Annotated in this window: 20 protein-coding genes; 10 read left to right on the forward strand and 10 right to left on the reverse strand. The window is 46.7% G+C overall.

The genetic code is table 11. The annotated features are described in order from the left end of the window. Positions 1-112 precede the first annotated feature (112 nt). From R5H20_RS05455 to R5H20_RS05465, 3 genes are all read left to right on the forward strand, one after another. A complete protein-coding gene (locus R5H20_RS05455; RefSeq protein ID WP_006636636.1) occupies positions 113-511 on the forward strand; it encodes a hypothetical protein in 399 nt (132 codons plus the stop codon). A gap of 224 nt (positions 512-735) precedes the next feature. Continuing rightward, complete coding sequence (locus tag R5H20_RS05460; RefSeq protein ID WP_006636637.1) at positions 736-1,023, forward strand: hypothetical protein; 288 nt, start codon at positions 736-738, stop codon at positions 1,021-1,023. After that, positions 986-1,663 (forward strand): N-acetylmuramoyl-L-alanine amidase family protein, encoded by a 678-nt coding sequence (locus tag R5H20_RS05465; protein ID WP_006636638.1) that lies wholly within the window; start codon positions 986-988, stop codon positions 1,661-1,663. The genes R5H20_RS05460 and R5H20_RS05465 overlap by 38 nt, the downstream gene beginning before the upstream one ends. A gap of 262 nt (positions 1,664-1,925) precedes the next feature. On the opposite strand, the gene crcB is transcribed toward R5H20_RS05465, so the two are convergent. Genes crcB through R5H20_RS05480 form a run of 3 tightly spaced genes read right to left on the reverse strand, consistent with a single transcriptional unit; the run spans position 1,926 to position 3,393 of the window. Further along, on the reverse strand, positions 1,926-2,276 hold the full coding sequence (crcB, locus tag R5H20_RS05470) for a fluoride efflux transporter CrcB (RefSeq protein ID WP_006636639.1): 351 nt from the start codon (positions 2,274-2,276) through the stop codon (positions 1,926-1,928). Further along, positions 2,273-2,674, reverse strand: coding sequence for a fluoride efflux transporter FluC (locus R5H20_RS05475; protein ID WP_006636640.1), 402 nt, complete (start codon positions 2,672-2,674; stop codon positions 2,273-2,275). Before R5H20_RS05475 ends, crcB begins: the two co-directional genes overlap by 4 nt. Continuing rightward, on the reverse strand, positions 2,671-3,393 hold the full coding sequence (locus tag R5H20_RS05480) for a glycerophosphodiester phosphodiesterase (RefSeq protein WP_029419056.1): 723 nt from the start codon (positions 3,391-3,393) through the stop codon (positions 2,671-2,673). Before R5H20_RS05480 ends, R5H20_RS05475 begins: the two co-directional genes overlap by 4 nt. Positions 3,394-3,625: 232 nt before the next feature. On the opposite strand from R5H20_RS05480, the gene R5H20_RS05485 reads away from it, so the two are divergent. The 3 genes from R5H20_RS05485 (at position 3,626) to R5H20_RS05495 (ending at position 5,830) form a co-directional block, all read left to right on the forward strand. Next, complete coding sequence (locus R5H20_RS05485; protein WP_006636642.1) at positions 3,626-3,733, forward strand: YhdX family protein; 108 nt, start codon at positions 3,626-3,628, stop codon at positions 3,731-3,733. A gap of 234 nt (positions 3,734-3,967) precedes the next feature. Further along, on the forward strand, positions 3,968-5,047 hold the full coding sequence (locus R5H20_RS05490; protein WP_006636643.1) for a mechanosensitive ion channel family protein: 1,080 nt from the start codon (positions 3,968-3,970) through the stop codon (positions 5,045-5,047). A gap of 33 nt (positions 5,048-5,080) precedes the next feature. Beyond that, positions 5,081-5,830, forward strand: coding sequence for an NAD-dependent protein deacylase (locus R5H20_RS05495; protein ID WP_006636644.1), 750 nt, complete (start codon positions 5,081-5,083; stop codon positions 5,828-5,830). Between the two features lie 375 nt (positions 5,831-6,205). Here R5H20_RS05495 and R5H20_RS05500 read toward each other — a convergent pair whose 3' ends face one another. Together R5H20_RS05500 and R5H20_RS05505 are read right to left on the reverse strand one after the other, a co-directional pair. Continuing rightward, entirely contained in the window at positions 6,206-6,703 is a 498-nt protein-coding gene (locus R5H20_RS05500; protein ID WP_006636645.1) for a GNAT family N-acetyltransferase, read from the reverse strand. Between the two features lie 135 nt (positions 6,704-6,838). Next, a complete protein-coding gene (locus R5H20_RS05505) occupies positions 6,839-7,738 on the reverse strand; it encodes a polysaccharide deacetylase family protein (protein ID WP_006636646.1) in 900 nt (299 codons plus the stop codon). 302 nt (positions 7,739-8,040) lie between these two features. Here R5H20_RS05505 and dat point away from each other — a divergent pair, with 302 nt between their 5' ends. After that, positions 8,041-8,892 carry a D-amino-acid transaminase gene (dat, locus tag R5H20_RS05510; RefSeq protein ID WP_006636647.1) on the forward strand — a complete coding sequence of 284 codons (852 nt, stop codon included), beginning with the start codon at positions 8,041-8,043 and terminating at the stop codon, positions 8,890-8,892. A gap of 40 nt (positions 8,893-8,932) precedes the next feature. Here dat and nhaC read toward each other — a convergent pair whose 3' ends face one another. After that, positions 8,933-10,294: a Na+/H+ antiporter NhaC gene (gene nhaC / locus R5H20_RS05515; protein ID WP_006636648.1), complete on the reverse strand. Its 1,362-nt coding sequence runs from the start codon at positions 10,292-10,294 to the stop codon at positions 8,933-8,935. A 226-nt stretch (positions 10,295-10,520) separates the two neighbouring features. Here nhaC and R5H20_RS05520 point away from each other — a divergent pair, with 226 nt between their 5' ends. Continuing rightward, on the forward strand, positions 10,521-11,501 hold the full coding sequence (locus tag R5H20_RS05520; protein ID WP_006636649.1) for an aldose 1-epimerase: 981 nt from the start codon (positions 10,521-10,523) through the stop codon (positions 11,499-11,501). 296 nt (positions 11,502-11,797) lie between these two features. Here the strand turns inward: R5H20_RS05520 and R5H20_RS05525 are convergent, their stop codons facing one another. The 4 genes from R5H20_RS05525 to R5H20_RS05540 form a co-directional block, all read right to left on the reverse strand. Beyond that, positions 11,798-13,732 carry a TOMM precursor leader peptide-binding protein gene (locus tag R5H20_RS05525; RefSeq protein ID WP_006636650.1) on the reverse strand — a complete coding sequence of 645 codons (1,935 nt, stop codon included), beginning with the start codon at positions 13,730-13,732 and terminating at the stop codon, positions 11,798-11,800. Then, positions 13,732-15,600 (reverse strand): putative thiazole-containing bacteriocin maturation protein, encoded by a 1,869-nt coding sequence (locus R5H20_RS05530; protein WP_006636651.1) that lies wholly within the window; start codon positions 15,598-15,600, stop codon positions 13,732-13,734. The genes R5H20_RS05525 and R5H20_RS05530 overlap by 1 nt, the downstream gene beginning before the upstream one ends. A gap of 117 nt (positions 15,601-15,717) precedes the next feature. Continuing rightward, on the reverse strand, positions 15,718-16,029 hold the full coding sequence (locus tag R5H20_RS23535; RefSeq protein ID WP_088272961.1) for a heterocycloanthracin/sonorensin family bacteriocin: 312 nt from the start codon (positions 16,027-16,029) through the stop codon (positions 15,718-15,720). A gap of 615 nt (positions 16,030-16,644) precedes the next feature. Further along, complete coding sequence (locus R5H20_RS05540; RefSeq protein ID WP_006636653.1) at positions 16,645-17,145, reverse strand: universal stress protein; 501 nt, start codon at positions 17,143-17,145, stop codon at positions 16,645-16,647. Between the two features lie 545 nt (positions 17,146-17,690). On the opposite strand from R5H20_RS05540, the gene R5H20_RS05545 reads away from it, so the two are divergent. Then, a complete protein-coding gene (locus R5H20_RS05545; RefSeq protein ID WP_006636654.1) occupies positions 17,691-19,445 on the forward strand; it encodes a multidrug ABC transporter ATP-binding protein BmrC in 1,755 nt (584 codons plus the stop codon). After that, positions 19,442-21,463 carry a multidrug resistance ABC transporter ATP-binding protein/permease BmrD gene (locus R5H20_RS05550; protein ID WP_006636655.1) on the forward strand — a complete coding sequence of 674 codons (2,022 nt, stop codon included), beginning with the start codon at positions 19,442-19,444 and terminating at the stop codon, positions 21,461-21,463. The genes R5H20_RS05545 and R5H20_RS05550 overlap by 4 nt, the downstream gene beginning before the upstream one ends.

Consider the following 21,463-nt stretch of genomic DNA (forward strand, 5'->3'; position numbering starts at 1 on the left):
TTTTTTGTGTTTTAAGAAAAAAGACCCGGACGGAATAGAAAAAATGTCATTTGAACAAGAACGTTTGTTCGTATATAATAGGAACAAACGTTCTGTTTGGAGGGGGATGCTCTTGCTGTGGTATGAAACCATTTCTGAAGATGAAAAGAAAACATACATCAAGAGAATTGAATTTCACCTGCGAAACTGGAAAAATTACAAAGCCGCCGTTTTAAATTTGGAAAGGAGGATGGAAAAGGATGAGAAGGGAGGCCATGTAAAGGAGACGGAAGCATATTATCAAATAGGTGCTGAAAAAAAGCTCTATCAATTTTTGCTGGACTCCATGGAAACGGCATTGGCCGAATTGGACGAGACGGAGCGGGCGCTTGTTGAATACCGCTATATTCACAATTGGAGCATGGGAAAGTGTGCAATGGAGATCGGATACAGTGAAAAAACATTGTTTTTATTAAAAAAGGCGTTATTGGACAAGCTTCTCGTCAGTTTGGCAGCGATAACCAATATTTAATGAGGCGGTTGAGGACTTGTTTTCCAAAAGAAAACAAGTCCTTTTTTGTTTCTGCGGCAGCCTTTCAGCTTTTTTTCAGTTTCTTGACCGGATGATGACATGGGGGCGGAGCTGTTTCCTTTTAAGATGAAGATAACCTTTTAAAACAGTAAGGGGGCTGAGGAAATGGATGGTAACAAGACGGCCGATCTGCTTTGACGCGGCAGGAAAGGAGGGGAAAGAACATGGAATTTTCTGATGTTGCTTACGTTCCGTTGATTACAGGATTGGTTCAAACGGTAAGGTTTCTCGGCATTCAGAAACGATTTCTCCCCGTTTTTGCAATTGTTTTCGGAATTTGCGTATCGCTGCTTTTAACCACGGGAAACTGGAAGGAAGACATGACGATCGGAATCTGCCTCGGATTGTCATCAGTCGGCTTTTATTCAGGTTCAAAAAACATCTTAAAATCATCCAATAAGGAGGAATTCGAACATGAAGATATATTTGGATCCAGGACACGGCGGAAGTGATTCGGGAGCGACGGGGAACGGTTTGGCGGAAAAGAATGTCACATTGGCTATCGCGCTGAAGATCAATGATATTTTGTTGACAGAATATAGAAACGCCGAGACGCGGCTCAGCAGGACAACAGACAAAACGGTTACGCTTCAGGAGCGGACGGATGACGCTAATTCATGGGGTGCAGACTTGTTTGTTTCCATTCATACAAACGCCTTTGACGGTACGGCTTACGGATATGAAGATTATATCTACAGCGGCTTGTCCGATGAATCAGTCACCGCTCTTTACCAGCGGATCATTCACGAGGAAGTGATCAAACTGAACGGTTTACGGGACAGGGGGATGAAAAAAGCGAACTTTCATGTGCTCAGAGAAACCGTTATGCATGCGATTTTAACGGAAAACGGATTTATCGATCATCCTGATGATTCTGCAAAGATGAAAAGCGCCGCCTGGATCGAACAGACCGCAAGAGGGCATGTCAATGGGATTGCCAAGTGCCTCGGCCTCGCGAAAAGCGGCACATCATCTTATCAATTAACAGTGGATGGGGGACAGATCGGGACTTATCAAGAGAAAGCCGATGCTTTGCAGCTGATTTCCTCGCATTGGGGAGCATTTCAAACGGCAATGATTGAAAAGCGATAATTGATAAAAAGAATCCATTTTGACTATATGGGCATCAAAATGGATTCTTTATTTTGGAGGCTCCTTTTTTTCACTTCAATGCCTGCTTGTGTCTGTCGATTTGCACCCGGTTTTCTTTTATATGTTTTAACAGGGCGACCATTATAAATCCGCCCGGCTAGCGCCAGGAAAAAACAACAACCGGAAGCAGGCGCGATTTTGCCTGCTCATAACCAGATCAGAACAATTGCTTCATCAAAACAGTTGATCGTATGTATAACGATTAAACAAGGCTCCCCGCCCAAAAACCGCCGACGCAGCACGCCATTGTCAATATGATGTAGGCCGCGCCCGCCTTCAGCCGTTTTTCTACCAGGAGCTGAACGGCTTCAACACTAAAGGTTGAGAAGGTTGTAAATCCCCCGAAAAAACCGGTTCCGATGACGGTGGACAGCATCTGCTGCTGGATGTCGAGGCTGACGAATATGCCGAGCATTAAAGAGCCGAGAATGTTAATGATTAAAATGCTTGCCGGAATGCAGGCATTTTTGAATTTGGAGCCGATGATATTGCCGAGCCAAAATCTCAGGACTGAACCGATGCCCCCCGCAATCATAAAACCCGCAGTCATCATGAGGTATAGCGCTCCTTTTTTTGGCCTGCCTGTCCGCCGATCCGATTCCCTAACACAATTCCAATAAAAGCAAGGCAGATTCCGGAGGCAAGCGATGCCACCAAATATAAAACGCCGTTATGGGGTGCTGCGGACTGGAGGATCAGAGCCGTTTCTTTTGAAAACGCGGACATTGTCGTATAACCTCCGCAAAAGCCTGTTCCTAAACATAATTGGATCAGCGGTTTTTTTGCCCTGGATGAAAAAAAGCCCGTCAGCAGACCGAGGAGCAGGCTTCCTGATGCATTTTCTATAAAGGTCGGCCAAGGGAACCAAGCGCTTCCCGCACTCATGTTGATCGCATAGCGGCAAAGTGAACCGAGCGCTCCCCCTATGAATACGGCTAGATATGATTTCATGCTTTTCCTTCTTTCTTAAAGTAATCCGGATAATCGGTAATGATTCCGTCTATGTTCCAGCTTTGCAGGCGGCGTCCGGTTTTGCGTCCGTTAACCGTCCATGCAAAAACCTTCATATCATGGCTGTGAGCGGATTTGATCAAAAATGAACTGAGCATCGTATGTTTCAGGCTGACATAGCGTGCAAATGAAGAAATATGCCGGAGGCGGCCGTACGGCAGCATTCCGAACCGCGGTCTGATCAAAACGGCGCCTGGTATCGAAGGATAAAGGTTATGAAGCGTCATGATGGCTCCGGCGTCAAAGGATTGCACGATCGTGTTCGCCGAAGGGCCGAGCCGGTCAATCAGCCGGCCGATCGCTTTTTCAATTCCAGGCTGTGTTTTGGAAGACTTGATTTCGATGAGCAGCCCTATTTTATTGTGATACTTGTGAAGAACCGCTTCAAGATCGGGAATTTTTTCGCCCTGAAAGGAAGGGCTGAACCAGCTTCCTGCATCAAGCGTTTCAAGCTCTTTCATTGTAAAATGCCGAACAAAGCCCGTTCCGTTTGTCGTCCGGTCCACTTTGTCATCATGAATAACCGCAAGCTTTCCATCCTTTGTCAATTGTACATCCAGCTCAATAAAGCCGGCCCCCAGCTCTCGTGCTTTTTCAAAAGCGGCAAACGTGTTCTCCGGGGCGTAAGCTGAGGCTCCGCGATGTGCGATGATGTGCAAACATGTCAGCTCCTCTGCAAAAAAATCTTTCCATAACAAGGATACCCGAAGTGCTGATGCAAGTAAATCAGCTGTCTTCGAATTGTAAAACATTCTGGGCATAACGGGCTGCTGCCATGCGTATCGTTTAGAAAACTACAAAAGGGTTGCGACAAATTTCGTCAAAAATAGTCCAAAAGATTCATTTGCGGAATATTCGGATATTTTATAATGGAACAAAGGAGGCGAGATGATGGGTAAAGGGAGAATTAAAGTGGAAGAACGGATTAAGATCGAAACCGATGCTGAAATGTTTAAAGCGACTCTCCTGGATCAAACACAGTCTGCGAAGAAAAAATAGCAGTATAGCCCGAATCAAATGTCTCTTGGAACAATAACATACGATCGACAAAGGCTGCCGAAAATATCGGCGGCCTTTTATGCGGAGAATAGGAATCCTGACGCAAAAGCAGGAAAATCCTCTTCCTCTTCCGTCCATAACCGTCCTGTCACATTTTGCCGCGCAATAAAATGAGAAATTTTTCGAAGCTTTTAGTATAATAAATGCTTGACAGCGATATAAGGAGAGAAAGCGATGTTTACACAGTACTTGACAATGGAGTTTGCCGGTCAAATCGGAATCAGCATCGGCATCCTGCTTTTATTTTTCTTATTGAGAAAAATCTTTACGAAGTATTTGTTTAACCTGATTTTAAAATTAACGCATAAACCGAAAACCGATTTTTTTAATCAAGTGGCGGTTGCATTTGAAAAGCCGGCGAGATGGTTTTTTGCCATTCTCGGCATTTATTTGGCCATCATCTATTCGCCGTTTTTTGATGCGCATATGGCGATCGTCCATAAGCTGTACAGGGTATCCCTTGTCATACTCGTTGTGATCGGGCTTTATAATGTAACGGCTTCGTCTTCGGTGCTTTTCCATAAAATCAACAAGCGGCTGGAGCTTGACATGGATGACATTCTTGCGCCGTTTTTGTCAAAGATTCTCCGCTTTGTCATCGTGGCCCTCGGAATCAGCATGATTGCCGGAGAGTTTCATTACGATGTGAACGGTTTTGTCGCCGGCCTTGGTCTTGGCGGATTCGCTTTTGCTCTTGCGGCAAAAGATACCGTAGGAAACTTTTTCGGGGGAATTGTCATCATCATGGAGAAGCCTTTTACGATAGGTGACTTTATCGAAACAAAAATCGTGATCGGGACGGTCGAAGATATAACATTTAGAAGCACAAAGGTCCGCACGGCAGGGGAGGCTCTTGTCACAGTGCCAAACTCTGTGCTCGCCAATGAAGCGATCATGAACTGGACAAAAATGAGGAAGCGTCAAATCACGTTCTCGCTGCATATCGATCCGTCAACACCGCGGGAAAAGGTCGAAAGGTGTGTCCAACGGTTCAGGGAAATGCTGCAAACACATGAGGGCGTACATCCGGATGTGATCATGGTCAACCTCGATGTATTGCAGGATACGTATTTAAGCATCTTTTTTAACTTCTATACAAATACGACCGTATGGGCCGAAAATTTAGATATCAGGCAGGATATTAACTACCGGATTATCGACATCATGAAGGAAGAGCAAGTCGAGTTTGTTTCTCCCGGACACAGCCTGTTTGAATTGCACGATATGAAAGCCGCTCTCGAAAACCAAGCTTGATGATCGTTTAAAAGGGAAGGGAGGGACGCCAGCATGGATAAAGAAGCAGAAACGTTTTTGGATTTGATTGACAACGCGCGGCGGATCACCGTGTTAACGGGAGCCGGAATGAGCACCGAATCCGGAATTCCCGATTTTCGTTCAGCCGGCGGGTTATGGACGGAGGATATGTCAAGGATGGAAGCGATGAGCCGCGATTACTTTGAACGGTATCCAAAGCTCTTTTGGCCTAAGTTCAAAGCGCTTTTTCAAATGAAGATGACCGGTTCGTTTCAGCCGAACGCAGGACATTTGTATTTAGCAGAGCTTGAGAAGCGGGGAAAAGACGTGAGGGTGTTCACACAGAACATTGACGGGCTTCATGTAAAGGCGGGAAGCCGCCATGTCTATGAGCTCCATGGCTCCATTCAAACGGCAAGATGCCCTAAATGCGGGGCGGGCTACGGACTGGAACACTTATTGCGGGAAGAGGTTCCGAGATGCAGCCGCATCAATCAGAAGGGGGAGGCTTGCGGTTTTATATTGAAGACGGATGTCGTGCTGTTCGGCGACCCCGTGCAGCATTTTGACACCCTTTTTGACATTCTCGCCGACTCTGACCTGCTTTTGGTAATCGGCACCTCGCTTGAAGTGGCTCCTGTCCGCTTTGTCCCAGAGGAAGCGCATCTGATCCCGGGTTTAAAGAAAGCCATGATCAATCTTGAAAAAACCCCGTACGATCACTTGTTTGATGTTGTCATTCACCGCAAGATCGCAGAGTTTACCAAAGAAATAAGCGGTTAAAAAAGGCGCTTCCCGGAGGGAGCGCCTCTTCATTTGTTTTTTCGAACTGCGCTGTCTTGACTACACATCCGTTCGGATTGATGGCATCTTTCACTTTTATGACGCCATATCCCGAGAGATGCCCTGACAACGCATTCGATTTTTTTCAGCGGTCGTCCTTCAGGCTGCATCTGGCTGAACCGAGCGAAAACGTATCAGAGAGCCTGTTCCTCGCCGTTTCAAAGCGCTGTTTTTACCGTTGCAGCCGTTTCTGTCGGTCCGCCCGACGGGACGTCAAGACAGCGATATTCCGCGAACGCCTCCATTATCAGCTGATGAATGATGGTACGTCTTTTTCATTTTCATTTCAGGTTTATGATGACCTCTTCCACGGTTTTATCGTAAATCTTTATAATAAAAAACGGTTGCTTCCAGACTGCCGTCCGCCGACTCTGCATATTCAGGGATCCGCCCAGCTTTGGCAAATCCGAGTGAAGCATACAGAAGATTGGACGGGTCTCCCTCCCTTGTATCAAGAACCGCCAAAGATCTGCCTTCCTGTTTTGCTCTTTCGAGGATATTTTTCATTAATAAGCGGGCGACGCCTTGCCGCCTGAAGGAGGGGGCCGTCATTAATTTGCAGATCTCGGCTCTGTGGCATCCGTTTTGTTTCATGCATAAATGCAATTGAACGGTTCCTGCAATTTTGCCATTTTGTTTGGCGATCAGCAAAATCACGCCGGGCTGCAATACGGTCTGCCAGTATTCTAATGCATCCGCCCGCTTCAGCGGAGGCAGAAAGCCGACTGAAGCTCCTTCGTCTGTGACTTGGACGAGCAGATCTGACAGGGTATCGATATGGCTATCAAGCGATGTCAATTCTTCAATCTCCATCTGAACACCTCATTTTATATCAATCTATCTACCTAATATAGTCTAAGTTTTTTTGAGTGCAACGAATGTGTCAGAAAAACTGACCAGCTTCAAAATAAAAAAAAATCCCCTTAAAAAAGGGGATCTTGACATTGGCTATTCGTGAACTGGCGTCATTGATTCATCAAGGGTTGCAAATGAATACCCCATGTTTTTCAAATTGGTGATCAATAGCGGCAATGACTGAACAGTTGAAGGAATATCATGCATTAAAATGACAATCGGCTGTTTTGTGTGCCGGTTTTTGATGATGTTCAGCTGGTTCATCACTTCCGGGACATATCTTTGGTTCCTGTATTTCCAGTCAAGACTGTCGATATTCCAATCCCAGTAAATAAACCCGCTTTTCTTCAATCTCTTCTTTTGAGCCTCAGTCAGCGACGGTTTGCTTCCGTACGGCGTTCTGATCAGACGGGTTTTCACTCCTGTAATGGACTTCAGCGTGTTTTGTGCCTGCTTCATTTCCAGATTAGGAGAATTGGCGCCTTTATAAAACTGCTTCTGGTCATGGGTCACCCCGTGAAGCCCGAGTGCATGGCCCTGCTGCTTCATATTGAGAACGGCTTTGCTGTGAAGCTTCATGTTTGGCTCAAGCATGAAGAATGACGCTTTCACATCTTGTTCGTCCAAGATCTCAAGCAGCTTTTGGGTTGCCGCTGAAGGCCCGTCATCAAAAGTCAAATAAACCGTTTTTTCCTGCTTTTTTTCCGCCGCTTCTTTTTTCTGTTCTTTTTCCACTTTGCGTTTCGCGATTTCCTGCTTCGTACTCAGGTGGTCGAGAAGCTTGCCGTGTGTTTCTTTTTTGAGCGGAATGCTGTCCCCTTCATGCCTCATTTCACTGTTTTCCGACATGGCCAGATCTTTTTTGCCGGATGCGCCGGGAGATTGCGATAAATCCCAGACGTACAGAAGAATGAGGAACAGAATGGCAAAACATGCTGTTTTCGTCAGCAAATAAGGCACTGAAGGCGCTGTTTTTCTTGAATCTTGGCGCATGTGACTCTCTCCATATCATTTCTTAATCCATTATGAATAGACTGCTAATCTGATAAAATAATGGACCACAGTGTTTAAGTATACAGGATTGGAAAGAAGTTGAATACCGGTGCCGCAAAATTTCTAGCAAATGTTAAGGAAAAATGCTGAATGATGGAGGATGCTGTCGTCCAGCGGCCAAAAACCGCTTTGATGAAAAGGAAAAGTTTTTCGAAATCTTACACTATTTAGAATGAAACCGGCATGTTAGAATGGAAGGGAGAAAATCGAGAAAACCAACTAAAGAACAAGGGGATGGAGAAATGAAGGTTCTTTTTAACGGCCGACTGATGGAACGGAGCGAGTGTGCAGTTGATATTGAAGACAGAGGCTACCAGTTTGGGGACGGAGTCTACGAAGTGATCCGAATTTACAACGGAAGCCTTTATACGCTTGATGAGCACATCGCCCGTTTTTTTAAAAGCGCGGCGGAAATCGGCATTGTCCTGCCGTTTTCAGAAGCTGAGCTGAAAGGGGAGCTGAAGGGGCTGATTAAGGCCAACCAAGTGGACGACGGGGGGCTTTATCTGCAGGCGACAAGAGGAACGGCTCCGAGAAAGCATCAGTATAAACCAGGGCTCACCCCTCAGGTGACGGCTTATACGTTTCCGATCAAAAAACCTGTGAACGAACAGGAAAACGGTGTTTCCGTCATAACGGAAGACGATCTTCGCTGGCTGAGATGCGATATTAAGAGTCTCAATCTGCTGTACAATGTCATGATCAAACAAAAAGCGCACGAGGCTTCCTCATTTGAAGCGATTTTGATCCGCGACGGATTTGTGACGGAAGGGACGTCTTCGAACGTTTATGCCGTCAAACAAAATGTCATCTATACACACCCTGCGTCAAATCTCATTTTAAACGGTATCACACGGAGAACCTTGTTGGAGCTGTTCCGAAAAAACGGCTGGCAGCATGAAGAAAAAGCGATAACAAAAGATGAACTGATGAATGCGGATGAAGTGTTTATTTCATCGACGACAGCAGAGGTCATTCCGGTCACCGTTATTGACGGCCAGAATATCGGAACGGGGGCGCCGGGACCGCTCACAAAAGAAGTGCAAAAAGCCCTGCAAGACAACATTTTGTCAGAGACAGCAAAAGTGCTGTAAAAAGAAAACGCCGCTTCCGCAGCTGGAAACGGCGCTTTTTTCATTGTTTTCGAAATCCGAACAAAATCGAAAAGATCGGTGATAGATAAAGAAAAAACACAAATGGCAAATAGTCAGTGACAGGCACGCCGAGCGCGCTTGACATGAACGCGCCGCTGACGCCCCACGGAATCATCGGATTTACCAACGTTCCTCCGTCCTCGAGCGATCTTGACAAATGTTTCCGGTCAATTCCGAGCTTATCATAAAGATTTTTAAAGGATTGTCCGGGAATTAAAATCGATAAATATTGCTCGCCTGTCAGCAGATTCATGGCGATGCTTGATGAAACCGTTGAAAACACAAGGCGTCCTTTTGATCGAATCCCCTTTATCACGCCTTCAAGCAGGCTTGTAATCAACCCGGTTTTTTCCATCAGCCCGCCGAGCGCAAACGCGATGATGATTAAGGAGATGGAGCCCATCATCGACTGGAGCCCGCCGCGATTCAGAATATTTTCAACTGTTTCGCTTCCTGCTGAAAACACCGGTCCTTTTTGCATCGCCGATAAGAATGAGGAAATGCCGGCATCTGGCTGGATCAATGCGGCGATGATACCCGCCGACACGATCCCCGCAGCGAGAGACGGAATAACGGGCATCCGTCTTACAGCCAGCACGATCACCAATAAAGGCGACAAAAGGGTCCAGAAGCTGATATCCACAGTATTTTCAATTCCATTTACAATCGATCGAATGTTATCTATTGATCCCGATGTGATGGTCAAGGACCGTCCCATAAAAAAGAACAGCAGAACGGTGATCAACAGAGCGGGTATCGTGGTTCCCGTCATATGTCTGATATGCTTGAAAATCGGCAGCTCACCGACGCCTGCGGCGAAATTAGTCGTGTCGGATAAGGGGGACATTTTATCCCCGAAGCAAGCTCCGCAAATAACGGCTCCGGCAACCCATGTCAGGGGGATTCCGGCGGCGGAGGCAACGCCGATTAAAGCGACACCGATCGTGCTTACCGTCGTAAAGCTTGAACCGACAAGAGAACTGATAATCAGACAGCTGATTAAAGCGGTCAGCAGCAAAAATTGCGGTTCGATGATATTCAAAGCGTATACCGTAACCGTCGGAATCGCTCCGCTGTACTCCCAAACACCGATTAAAATCCCGATCAGCGACAGGACAATGAGCGGCTGAACGCCGCTGCGAATGCCAGAGACAATCCCGTTTTCAAGGTCCTTCCATGTGAAGCCCTGCAGGACGCCGACAACCGCTAAAAATCCGATGCAGATCAATAAAGGCATGTGCGGATCTGCATGAAAAACAAACAAACAGATAAAAATGATCAATAAGATCGAAAAAAATAAAAAAGCCGATATGGAAAACGATAAGCGTTTCTCGTTGGACAAATCATACACCTCATTAAGAAAATATCATTCTTTAATACTTTTATGCTTTTGTGCGTAAACGTATTATAACAGAAAAAAAGAAGAATGACCTAAATTAAAATATTTCAAACATTTTTCATTTCTCTTTTTGAAAGCGCTCACTTCTTTAGATATAATAAGCTCAGGCAAGCATAATTGATTGTGTGCATGCCTGCACCGAATCGTTTCAATATAGGAGGAATGAAGGATGTCCAGTACGATCCGAAATTGCCGGTTTTTAAATGAAGAAGCGGTTTTGCTGGAAAATGAATATTTGGAAGCCATACTTGTGCCAAGCTGGGGAAGCAATCTGATTTCATTGAAGTGGAAGCCTGCCGGAATGCATCTATTAAAAACGCCCGAAACAAAGGAAGAATATCACGCCAATCCATGTTTGTTCGGAATTCCAGTCCTTTTTCCACCGAATCGGATCGATCATGGAACGTTTACTTATGAAGGAAAAACCTATTCACTGCCCATCAATGAAAAACCGCTGCAAAACCATTTGCACGGATTTCTTTATGATAAAGCGTGGACGCTGGCGAAAGCGGAGGCTGAAGGAAGGCGCGGAATTGCGCAAACCGTGCTGAACGCCGGCAAGGATCCTGATATCCAGCGAATCTTTCCGCACTCATTTTCGATCGCGATCACCTATACATTGGAAGAACACGATTTACATATCGACGCGTCTGTTGTCAATCATGGTGAAGAGCCGATGCCGCTCGGGCTTGGCTATCATACTTCATTCCGCTATCCGTTTAATCATGAGGGGGATAAAACGGAATGTGTGTTTTCACTTCCGGCTTCGAAACATTGGGATCTGTCAGACCGGATGCTTCCAACAGGGGAATATAGCGAGACAGACGGTTTCAAAGCAGGGAGAACGGCGGCCGGAGAACGTCTGGACGATATGTTGGCGGCCGAACACGATCAAGCTGGAAACAGCACGGCCGAAATCCGCGACCGCCTGGCCGGCATCCGTCTCAGCTATGAGGGAGACAGGCATTTTAAACATTGGGTCGTCTATAACGGAAAGACAGATCACGAAGACTTGCTTTGCCTTGAGCCTTATACATGGATGACAAACGCCCCGAACCTTGATCTTCCGGCTGATGTCACCGGTTTTCGGGCTTTGGGTCCGAATGAAGAGCTGACAATGAGAAGCAAAATCACGATCGGCGGAATGTAAGCGTTCATTCCGCCCAGAGTTTGGCTCAACTTCATCTCAAATCCTGCAAAGAAGATTCCAACTATGTATCAGCAAGTTTGCCGGGTTTACACGTCCAATGTTAATGTTCCCGGCTTTTCTGATTCATTTTGGATATTCCCAAGAGTGAAAAGCCATCAGCATCCGCTGAAATAAAAAAACAAACGATCATGAAAACGGCCCCGGTCAAAACGATGGGCCGTTTGTACTCCTGTTTCATTGGAGTCGCCTAAAATTTCCGCCTTATCGTAAAACAGAACGATCAAAACATGCAAGTTTTAAGGAAACGGGTGAGGATGTTGATTCAGTTCATCGAATGTCAGCGTCTCTTTTCTATAGCCAAGCTTTGCCGGCACTGTCAAAACCCGTTCAAGACCGGTCAAGCGGGTGAGGCGGTGCCCGAATGTCATCGGCAGCATGCCGGGAATCAGCACTTTCACACAATACAAGCCATTTCGTTTTGTGACCGGCGATGTTTGGTCAACAACGATCACCTCAAGGTTCAGTCGGCGGAATGTTTCGAGAAGCTCTTCAAGATCTTTTTTTAAATCCAGGTTGTTTGTCTTTTGCTTGAACGCTTCTTGAAAGGTGGTAAGCGGCTGATTTTGCTCCAACAAAAACCGAAGGCGCTCCTCGGCTTCCGGCAAACCGTACAGCAGGCTGTGTTCCTCCATTTCCCGAACGAGAAAAGGATTGTGGAGCATCTCTTCATATTTGTCTCTTTCGGCCTCGAGTTTTGCGTCATGCTTGAACATCATCCCCGCAAGCTCATGTAGTGCGCTTTTGACCGCTTTAGAGGGATCTGGATGTGCTCCCGCAGAGCAAATAAGATTCAAGCCATGCTGTTTTCTGTTTTTGGCGATCGCCCAGATGCTTGGAATGCCGTGCTCCATCGTTGAATTAAACACATACAGGTCATATCCGGCCACGGCGCGCACCCGCTCAATCATTAATCTCAATTCCTCGTCTTCGCATGAATGAAGCTCAATCTGGCGGAGAGGAAGTCTGGCAAACCAAGTCAGCAAAAAGGAATCCCGTTCAACAACTTCTAAAATGGCGTGGAAAATCGCTTCTTCCAGAGTCCCGCCCAATGCACATCCATTCGACGTTTCGTAAACAAAGCTGTCTTCACGGCCCAGGCTGTAATAGGCGAGAGATTCGGGAACCAATATCGGCCGCTTTTGCATAAAAGAATAGCCCCATACCCAATCAAGCGGACGATTTGGATCAAATGGCTTGAAAGGAAAATCAGGCTGTTTATACTGTTCTTCATCATGGAGTCCGGCGGTTCTTGGGTCTAGCGCCTGATCTTTGAGATTGCGGTAGCAATCATAGATTGCCGTCCGTTTGCCGCGGGGCTCGATTCCGGAATAGCGCTCCAAGCCCTCTAAAATAGCCGTTAATTCACTTTCCTCATAGGAATGGCTTCGCCCCCCGACACCTTCGCTTCCTATCCATAAAGGCATATTGACGATCATATCGGCAAATGGCAGGATGGCATCAAATAATTTTCCATTGAAGATTCCCGTCCTGGGATCGAGGTATTCTTGTCTCAGCACATCTTGCAAATCATCTGTCCGCCGCGTCCGGTAGCTGCCCGGCCCCGTTTTTGGAGCCGGTTTAAGCGAAATCAGGGCCGATTCCGCTGTATCGTCAGGCAATCGGCCGCAGACCTCACAGAGCGGTTCAGGCATAACAGAGTGTAAGGAGCAATCCAATGTTTTGAAATTGATCAGCCACAGCTTGTTTTTTAAACGGCTCCGGCCATTCTCCATCATGTTTTTGATCTCTGTACAGATCAAGCGGACCATATGGCGGCATCCTGCCTGAGATGCCCAGGGGTCACGGTGAAAATCCCTATTTTGCTGCATGAGCATCCGCATTTCTGTGCTGTCGGGGCCGGTGATGAACCGCCTCATATCAGCGCAGCTGGAGCAGCCGGCGTCCTCCGGACACACAAGGGGGCCGATGACACCTTCACCAAATGAAACAAAGCCGCGAAGCCATGGAATTCCCGCTGGCCTTAATATGGCTTCCGCCTCGTGATATACGGACGGGCGCCAGGCATCATGCACGATAAGAACAAGCCCGGTTTCCCCGGGAATTCCCGCCTTAACATCAGGCTGGCGAAGCACTCGATACCGGCCGGATAATTGTTTTGACACATCATCTGCGATCATGCCTTCCCCAACAAGCAAAATACAGCGTTCCATCAAGCCTCCTCCTTTTTTAACCGCACAGCATAGATGCCTGCGAGTGCTTTTTCGAAAAAAGGCTCAGCCGGCACATCATAAACGAGCAGCTGTAACCCGTTGCGTCTGATGCTTTTCAATGCCGTATCGAGCAGTTGTGTGTGGTCTTCACAAACCGGGATGTCGAGCCTGATCTTGTTTTCCGTTAAAATGACAGCGGCCTCCTCAAGCGGCCGTGTGTTCATGAGCGCCTGTTGCAGTGCGTTTCTAAGCGCCAATGTTATATTGATTCCCGCACTTCCATACCAGCGGCCGCACACACCTGTCCATACAACTGGAAAGCCTGATATATCCTTTCCCAAGCCAATCTCAGGTGTGCCGTGCATGATAGACAGCGCATTCAAATAAAATGCGGCTCGTTTATCGTTGATCATGCCGATAGAAAGAGGAGAGGCCGTTTCTCCTCCGCTTTTTGCCCGCTTCTGCAATTCAGCGTCAAGCGACTTTTGCAATCCCCGCAGCACGCTTTCAGCGATCGTTTCTCCTGTTCCGATGCCTAAGAAACCATCCTCAATGACAGAGACATCCGCCAGTTTTGCCCCATACATTTCAATGCCCTTCAGTCCGGCTTCTCTGCGGGCCTCCTCATGGGTAAAACCGGAGCAGACCGTCTTCTCCAAAAGCTCGGCCGGTCCTTCTGAGAGCGGATTTGCAACTTGAACGAAGCATTGGGAAAGAGGGAGCTGCTTCAAGTGTTTTTCTTCCCATAGGCGGAAAATTCCCGCTTTTTCCGATGTCAGCTGACTGAACAATTGAAAAAGCCGTCCTTTTTCTTTCGGTTTGGAGCGATTTTGCACCTTTGCTTCAATATCGCGAACCAATTCAGCCATGCCGCCGTCGGAGCTGACGAGCGGATGGGGGAGGAACGGGCACCAGACTCCTTCAAGAGTGGAGAGGTCGACAAGATAACATTCATTTCGCTTTGTTAATGAAGCAAGCCCGGAAACCGTTTTAAACAATTCAAACACAATGACATTCGCCAGCATGTCTTTTCCAGCCGCAGGAAAGGTGTCAACCTTCCGCTCCTCCTGAAGCGCCGAACGGTGAATCCGCCGCCATGCCGATTCAAAGCATCCGTCGCCGTCTTGATGCACGAAAGGGCCTGCCAGCCCGATCTGCTTCAGACAGACCGCGGGAAATAAGCGTTTCTTTTCTTCCCTGCAAACGCTTTGAAGCGCAAGAAGTTTCTCCGGATCGTCAATTTCTGAAGCATATAAAATCCAATCACAGGATTTGACGGCTTCCCGCCAATCTTGTACAGCAGTCAGCTCGATCATATCGCCATCAGCCTGTCTCGCATAAGCCTCCAGCTCCTCTAAAGCTGTCTGATGGTCAGAGCGTGCTTCTGTAAAAAAAACATGAATTTTGGCGAAACCGGATTCAGCCAATGATCTGACCAGTGAAATGAGAAAAGAGCCGGAGCCGGCAGCCAATATGTTTGCCTGGCGGCATAGCTGGAAGCGATAAGCGCCCGAATCTGCGAAGCTTTCTATAAATTCAATTTGTGAAGCATATTTCTTGAGTACGTTCTCCTCTAATTGATGCGGGCGGTCCCGGCTTACGTCCCGAACAAATCCGTTTTTATACAGCATCCCTCCAATATCAAACACTCTGTCACGGTAGGGTGCGGGCAGTCCATTTGTCAATTCTTCCAGTGTATGTTCACCATTGAACATCGGCAGCAATTTTTCTATCCATTGATAAATGGACGCCCCTTTCATACGAAACGATCCTGAATTATTTCGAACATACACGCCGCCAGCCGGGTCCGGAAGAAAACATGTATCCTGTTTCACCTTCAGGCGGGCGGAAGCGGTCAGATTCGTCATGCTGTACCTCCTTTAGATCATCTTAAAACAAGACATACCAGTATATGTAATTTTGTTGTCCGTTATGATTAATGGGCCCCTGCGGCAGTAAAGGCAGGGGCAGTCTGCTTCTTAAAGCTACATACCTCCTCCATGCCAGCAGCTTCCGCAGCTCCAACAACAATGACCTGCACAGCTCCAACAGCTCGCGCAGCTCCAGCAGCTTGCACAGCTCGCGCAGCTCCAGCAGCTCGCACAGCTCCAGCAGCTCGCACAGCTCGCGCAACTCCAGCAGCTTGCACAGCTCGCACAACTTCCACAACTCCAACAGCTTGCACAGTGTTTAGCATTTACCTCATGACGGTTTGGATCCCAAGCCGTCATCTCATCCACATGGAAATGATCCATTCCTAATGATTGCAATTCATCATGAAAATATTGCATTGACATATCCCTCCAGAAATAAATAAAAGTTTTTTAAAAACAATCAGACCACAACATAAAAATAGAAAAAAATGAACGACATGCCCCAGGCACATTCAACATCAAACTATGAGACTTGTTAGGTGATTGTTACTGATTTGAACGCCTATTTTCCTGTAATTGGATTTGTGGGATTTTCTCTGTTTTGCGGAAAAGGACTGCTAGAATTCATTCTTTGAAAGAAATGGATAGAGAGAATTGAAAAGTGAACTGTCCAATCTGGTCATGCAGACCGATTGAGATAACGAAAAAGATAGTAAAGCGGGTTGCGCCTAACATAATGCCTTTTTTATTATCTGTACGGTTGTAATGAGATAGAGAAAAGATAAATCATGGATATTTCTTGGAGGGGCTCATACCTTCATGGTTTATTAGGGTCTTTTTGCTGTTTTATTTGAGTTTTATCATTAAGATGATCATGGTTTGAAATTGAGTTTTCAGTTTCTATTTGCTAGAAGAGATTGTTTGGGGATGAAACTAGATGTAAGAGAAAAAATTGAACACCGTGAAATGGTGAAAGGCTCGCTTATTGGCGGTCCTCTCATAAACGAAAAAAAGAGGCCGGAAAATATCCAGCCCCATTTATTTCACAATCAGCACCGGTATTTCCGATTTTGCGGAAATTTTATCACTGACGCTTCCGAACAGCAGTTTTTTCAGGCGGTTTTGGTCCCGGCTTCCTGTGATGACGAGGTCGGCGCCGAAGTGTTCGGCGTGCCGCAGGACCGCATTGGCGGGGTCGCCTTCAAGAATTTCAATGTTGGCGTCGAATTGGTGTTCGTTTAAAATGATTTTGGCCGCTGCGATCGCTTCCTCTGTGCTGTCCTCGTAAATGACGGGTTCTCCCGCAATATCCGACTCGCGCGGAACCGGGGGGACGCTGGGGATGCCGCCGTAGATATAAGCCGTGCCGGCGGCCGGCCTTTGTTCATTTGCCAGAGGTTTGGCTTGCCTCGGTTCATGGACGTGGGCGATGGTCAGTTCAGCGCCGATCCTTTTGGTGAGGTCTATCGCTTTTTTGAGCGCTTTCTTACTGTCGTCTTTTCCGTCAAACGCGACAATGATCCGGTTAGCTGTAAACACATTGATCATTCCTTTCAGAATGGATTTATTATCGTTATACCCGATTTTCAAAAAAACTAACGGAATTTGAACATATGAATAAAGATTCTTCCAATTTATGAAGAAATGAAATTGACAAATAAAAAACCGTGCTATAAGATGGAAAATATTAATAAGAATGGAGGGCAACGTCATGATCAGAGCAATCAATTCATCAATCAGCAGACAACTGAATCAAAACGTGGCGGCTTTACACCTTCCATATTCTTTACAGACGGTTTCTAAATAATATTTGAGGAAAGGCGCATGTCACGTTCATCTTTCGTACATGCGCCTTTTTTATATCGAAAAGGCATGCTGCTCGTACAGTGTGCCTTTTTTTTCGGAGATAAAACATTCCGTCTCCAATATGGTGCGGATGTTTTTCTAATAAATGAAAATTCGGCGGATCCGACTGAATTTTCGAATAGTAAAAGGAGGAATTTTTTATGCCAAATGTAAGAAAAAGCGAGATCAATGACTGCAAGGAAAAGCTCGAAGGCGGCTAAAAAAGGAGAGGATATCACATGTTTTCTGTTTTATGGAAGCTCGGCTGGTTTTTTAAAGCCTCATGGCGGCGCTATACAATCGCGATCGTCCTGTTATTGATGGTGAATATACTGGAAATGTTTCCGCCGAAACTGCTTGGAAACGCCATTGACGATATGCAGACGGGCGCTTTTTCGGCAATGGCGATGGCCGGTTATATCGGTTTATTGATCGGACTCTCCCTTGTTGTTTATACGCTGTCATACAACTGGATGTATCAGCTGTTTGGCGGGGCGAATCTGATCGAAAAAATCCTCAGGTCAAAACTGATGGGCCACTTGTTGAAAATGACGCCCGCTTTTTACGAGAAGAACCGCACCGGAGATTTGATGGCAAGAGCGACAAATGATTTAAAAGCGATCTCGATGACGGCCGGTTTCGGGATATTGACGCTTGTCGACTCAACGATGTTTATGCTGACGATTCTGTTTACAATGGGATTTTTGATCAGCTGGAAGCTGACGCTTGCATCGATCATTCCTCTCCCATTGATGGCCGCGGCGATCGGTGTATACGGGAAAAAAATTCATCAGCGTTTTACAGAAGCGCAGAATGCGTTTGGCGAATTAAATGATCAGGTGCTTGAATCAGTATCAGGCGTAAGGGTGATCAGGGCCTATGTGCAGGAAAAAAACGATGTCAGCCGGTTTAACAGCATGACAGCTGATGTTTATCAAAAAAACATGAAGGTGGCGCTGATCGATTCGCTGTTTGAACCGACGGTGAAGCTGCTTGTCGGGATGAGTTATTTAATCGGTTTGGGCTACGGCGCCTACCTTGTCTTTCGCAGCCAGCTGACATTGGGGGAGCTCGTCTCTTTTAATGTTTACTTGGGGATGCTGATCTGGCCGATGTTCGCGATTGGCGAGCTGATCAATATCATGCAAAGAGGCAACGCGTCCCTCGATAGGGTGAATGAGACATTGCGTCATCAGCCTGATGTAAAAGAAGCGCCTCATCCCAAAAGAGCTGAACCTGGGGATATTGTCTTTGACAAAGTCAGTTTTACGTATCCAAGCTCAAGCTCGGAGAACCTTTCAGGGATTTCGTTTGCAGTCTTGAAAGGACAGACTGTTGGAATCGTCGGAAAGACGGGAAGCGGCAAAACGACGCTGATCAAGCAGCTTTTAAGACAGTATCCCGAGGGAAATGGAACGCTCGCCATTTCCGGTGTGCCGATTGGGGATCTGCCCCTTGATCTGCTGCACAGCTGGATTGGATATGTGCCCCAGGATCATGTGCTGTTTTCAAAAACGGTAAAAGAAAACATATTGTTCGGCGGATTACACGCGACAGAGCAGGATGTAGCTGACGTGATCCGGGCAGCCCATTTGGAAAAGGATATTGAACTGCTTTCTGACGGGCTTGAGACGATGGTCGGCGAAAAAGGGGTGGCATTATCCGGCGGACAAAAACAGCGGATTTCGATTGCGAGAGCCTTGATTGCAGATCCGGACATTTTGATTTTGGACGATTCGCTCTCAGCCGTAGATGCGAAAACAGAGGCGGCGATTATCGAAAATATCCGTCATCACCGGGAAGGCAAAACGACATTTATTACATCGCACCGCATGTCAGCAGTCGAGCATGCCGATTTCATTCTCGTAATGGAGAACGGCAAGATTTCAGAGCGTGGCACGCATCAGGAGCTGATCGCAGGTAAAGGCTGGTATTTTGAACAATATGAAGCACAGCAGCTGCCTTCAGGGGATGAAGGGGGGACTGTGGCATGAAGACTGGAAAACGGCTTTTTCAATATGCGCTCTGTTATAAAAACATCCTGATCTGCGCTCTTCTTATGCTGACGGCGGCCGTCACTGCGGAGCTGACAGGGCCGATGATCGGCAAAAAAATGATTGACGATCATATTCTCGGGATTCAAAAACCGTGGTATGAAGTTTCAGGAAAAAGCGAATATACAGTCCCGTATCACGGAAGGGAATATGTCAGAGCCGACAGGGCCGATCCTTCGCTGGAAAAGCGGAAGGAAGTCCGCGTTTTTCAAATCGGCATGACGTATTATTTTGTAGATGAAGCTGTTCCTTTTGATGGAAAAAGGACGGTGAAGGACGGGGTATTGCGGATCTCCAGCGGAGGACAGTCGGAATCCTACCCGGCCGTCCGGCTGTCAGCGTCTGAGGCTTTTTCATTTTACGAACCCGAAATGAAAGGGCTTGTGTCGCTCATATTGCTGTATCTGGGACTGCTCATCCTGTCGATCTTTTTTCATTACGGCCAGTTTTATCTTTTGCAGATGAGCGCAAACCGCATCATTCAGAAAATGCGCCAGGATGTGTTTGCCAATATCCAAAGGCTGCCTGTCCGCTATTTTGACAATTTGCCGGCCGGCAAAGTGGTCGCGCGGGTGACAAATGACACGGAAGCGATACGCGATCTTTATGTGACTGTTCTTTCGACATTTGTGACAGACATGATTTATATGGCCGGAATTTTTGCCGCTTTGTTTCTGCTCGATGCCAGACTGGCGGCGGTCTGCTTGCTGATATTGCCGCTGATCGCCATTTGGGCGGCCGTCTACCGAAAATTTGCTTCAGGCTACAATCATAAACTCAGATCGATCAACAGCGATATTAACGCCAAAATGAATGAAGCGGTTCAAGGGATGCCGATTATCCAGGTCTTCCGGCGGCAAAAAGATATAAAGCGTGAATTTGAAGAATTAAACGACAGCCATTTTCACTATCAAAACAAAATGCTCAATTTGAATTCGTTAATGTCCCATAACCTTGTCAATGTTCTGCAGAATGTCATGTTCGCCGTTTTAATCTGGTATTTCGGGGGAGCGGCGCTGAAGATGGAGGGAATGATGTCGATCGGTGTGCTCTATGCATTTGTCGATTACCTGACTCGTCTGTTTCAGCCGATTACCGGGATCGTCAACCAATTTCCCAAGCTTGAGCTTGCGAGAGTATCATCTGAACGGGTATTTCGCCTTTTGGATGAACCTGGAGTTGATGTTGAGGAAACAAGTGGAGTTAAAGTGAATGGTCATGTTGTTTTCGAGGATGTCTCATTTCGGTATGGTGACAGCGGGGAATATGTGCTCAAGAACATTTCATTCGAAGCGAAACAAGGGGAGACCGTGGCATTGGTCGGCCATACAGGATCAGGCAAAAGCTCGATTATGAATGTTCTGTTCCGCTTCTACGATATACAAAAAGGCGATGTCAAAATTGATGGAACAAGCATTTATGATATGTCGCGCCAGGATGTCAGACAGCATATGGGCATCGTTCTCCAGGACCCTTACTTGTTTTCCGGTACGATTGCTTCAAATGTCAACCTTGATCATGAGGCGGTCACAAGAGAGCAGATTGAAGCCGCATTGAAGCAAGTAGGGGCTGATAAACTGCTTGCCCACCTGCCGAAAGGATTTGATGAGCCTGTCATTGAAAAAGGAAGCACGCTCTCCTCAGGAGAAAGGCAGCTGATTTCATTTGCGAGGGCGCTTGCTTATGATCCGGCGATCCTCGTGTTGGACGAAGCAACGGCAAATATAGATACCGAAACTGAAGCTGTGATCCAAAAGGCGCTTGACGTAGTCAAAAAAGGCCGCACGACCTTTATCATCGCACACAGGCTATCGACCATCAGAAAGGCAGATCAAATCCTTGTGCTTGATAAGGGGCGGATCATTGAAAAGGGCTCACATGAGGAGCTTATGAAGCAAAAAGGGCAATATTATCAAATGTATGAACTTCAAAAAGGACGCGGAACGCTTGTAGGGTAA

The sequence above is a fragment of the Bacillus sp. KICET-3 genome (assembly GCF_033261025.1).
GTDB lineage: Bacteria > Bacillota > Bacilli > Bacillales > Bacillaceae > Bacillus > Bacillus sonorensis.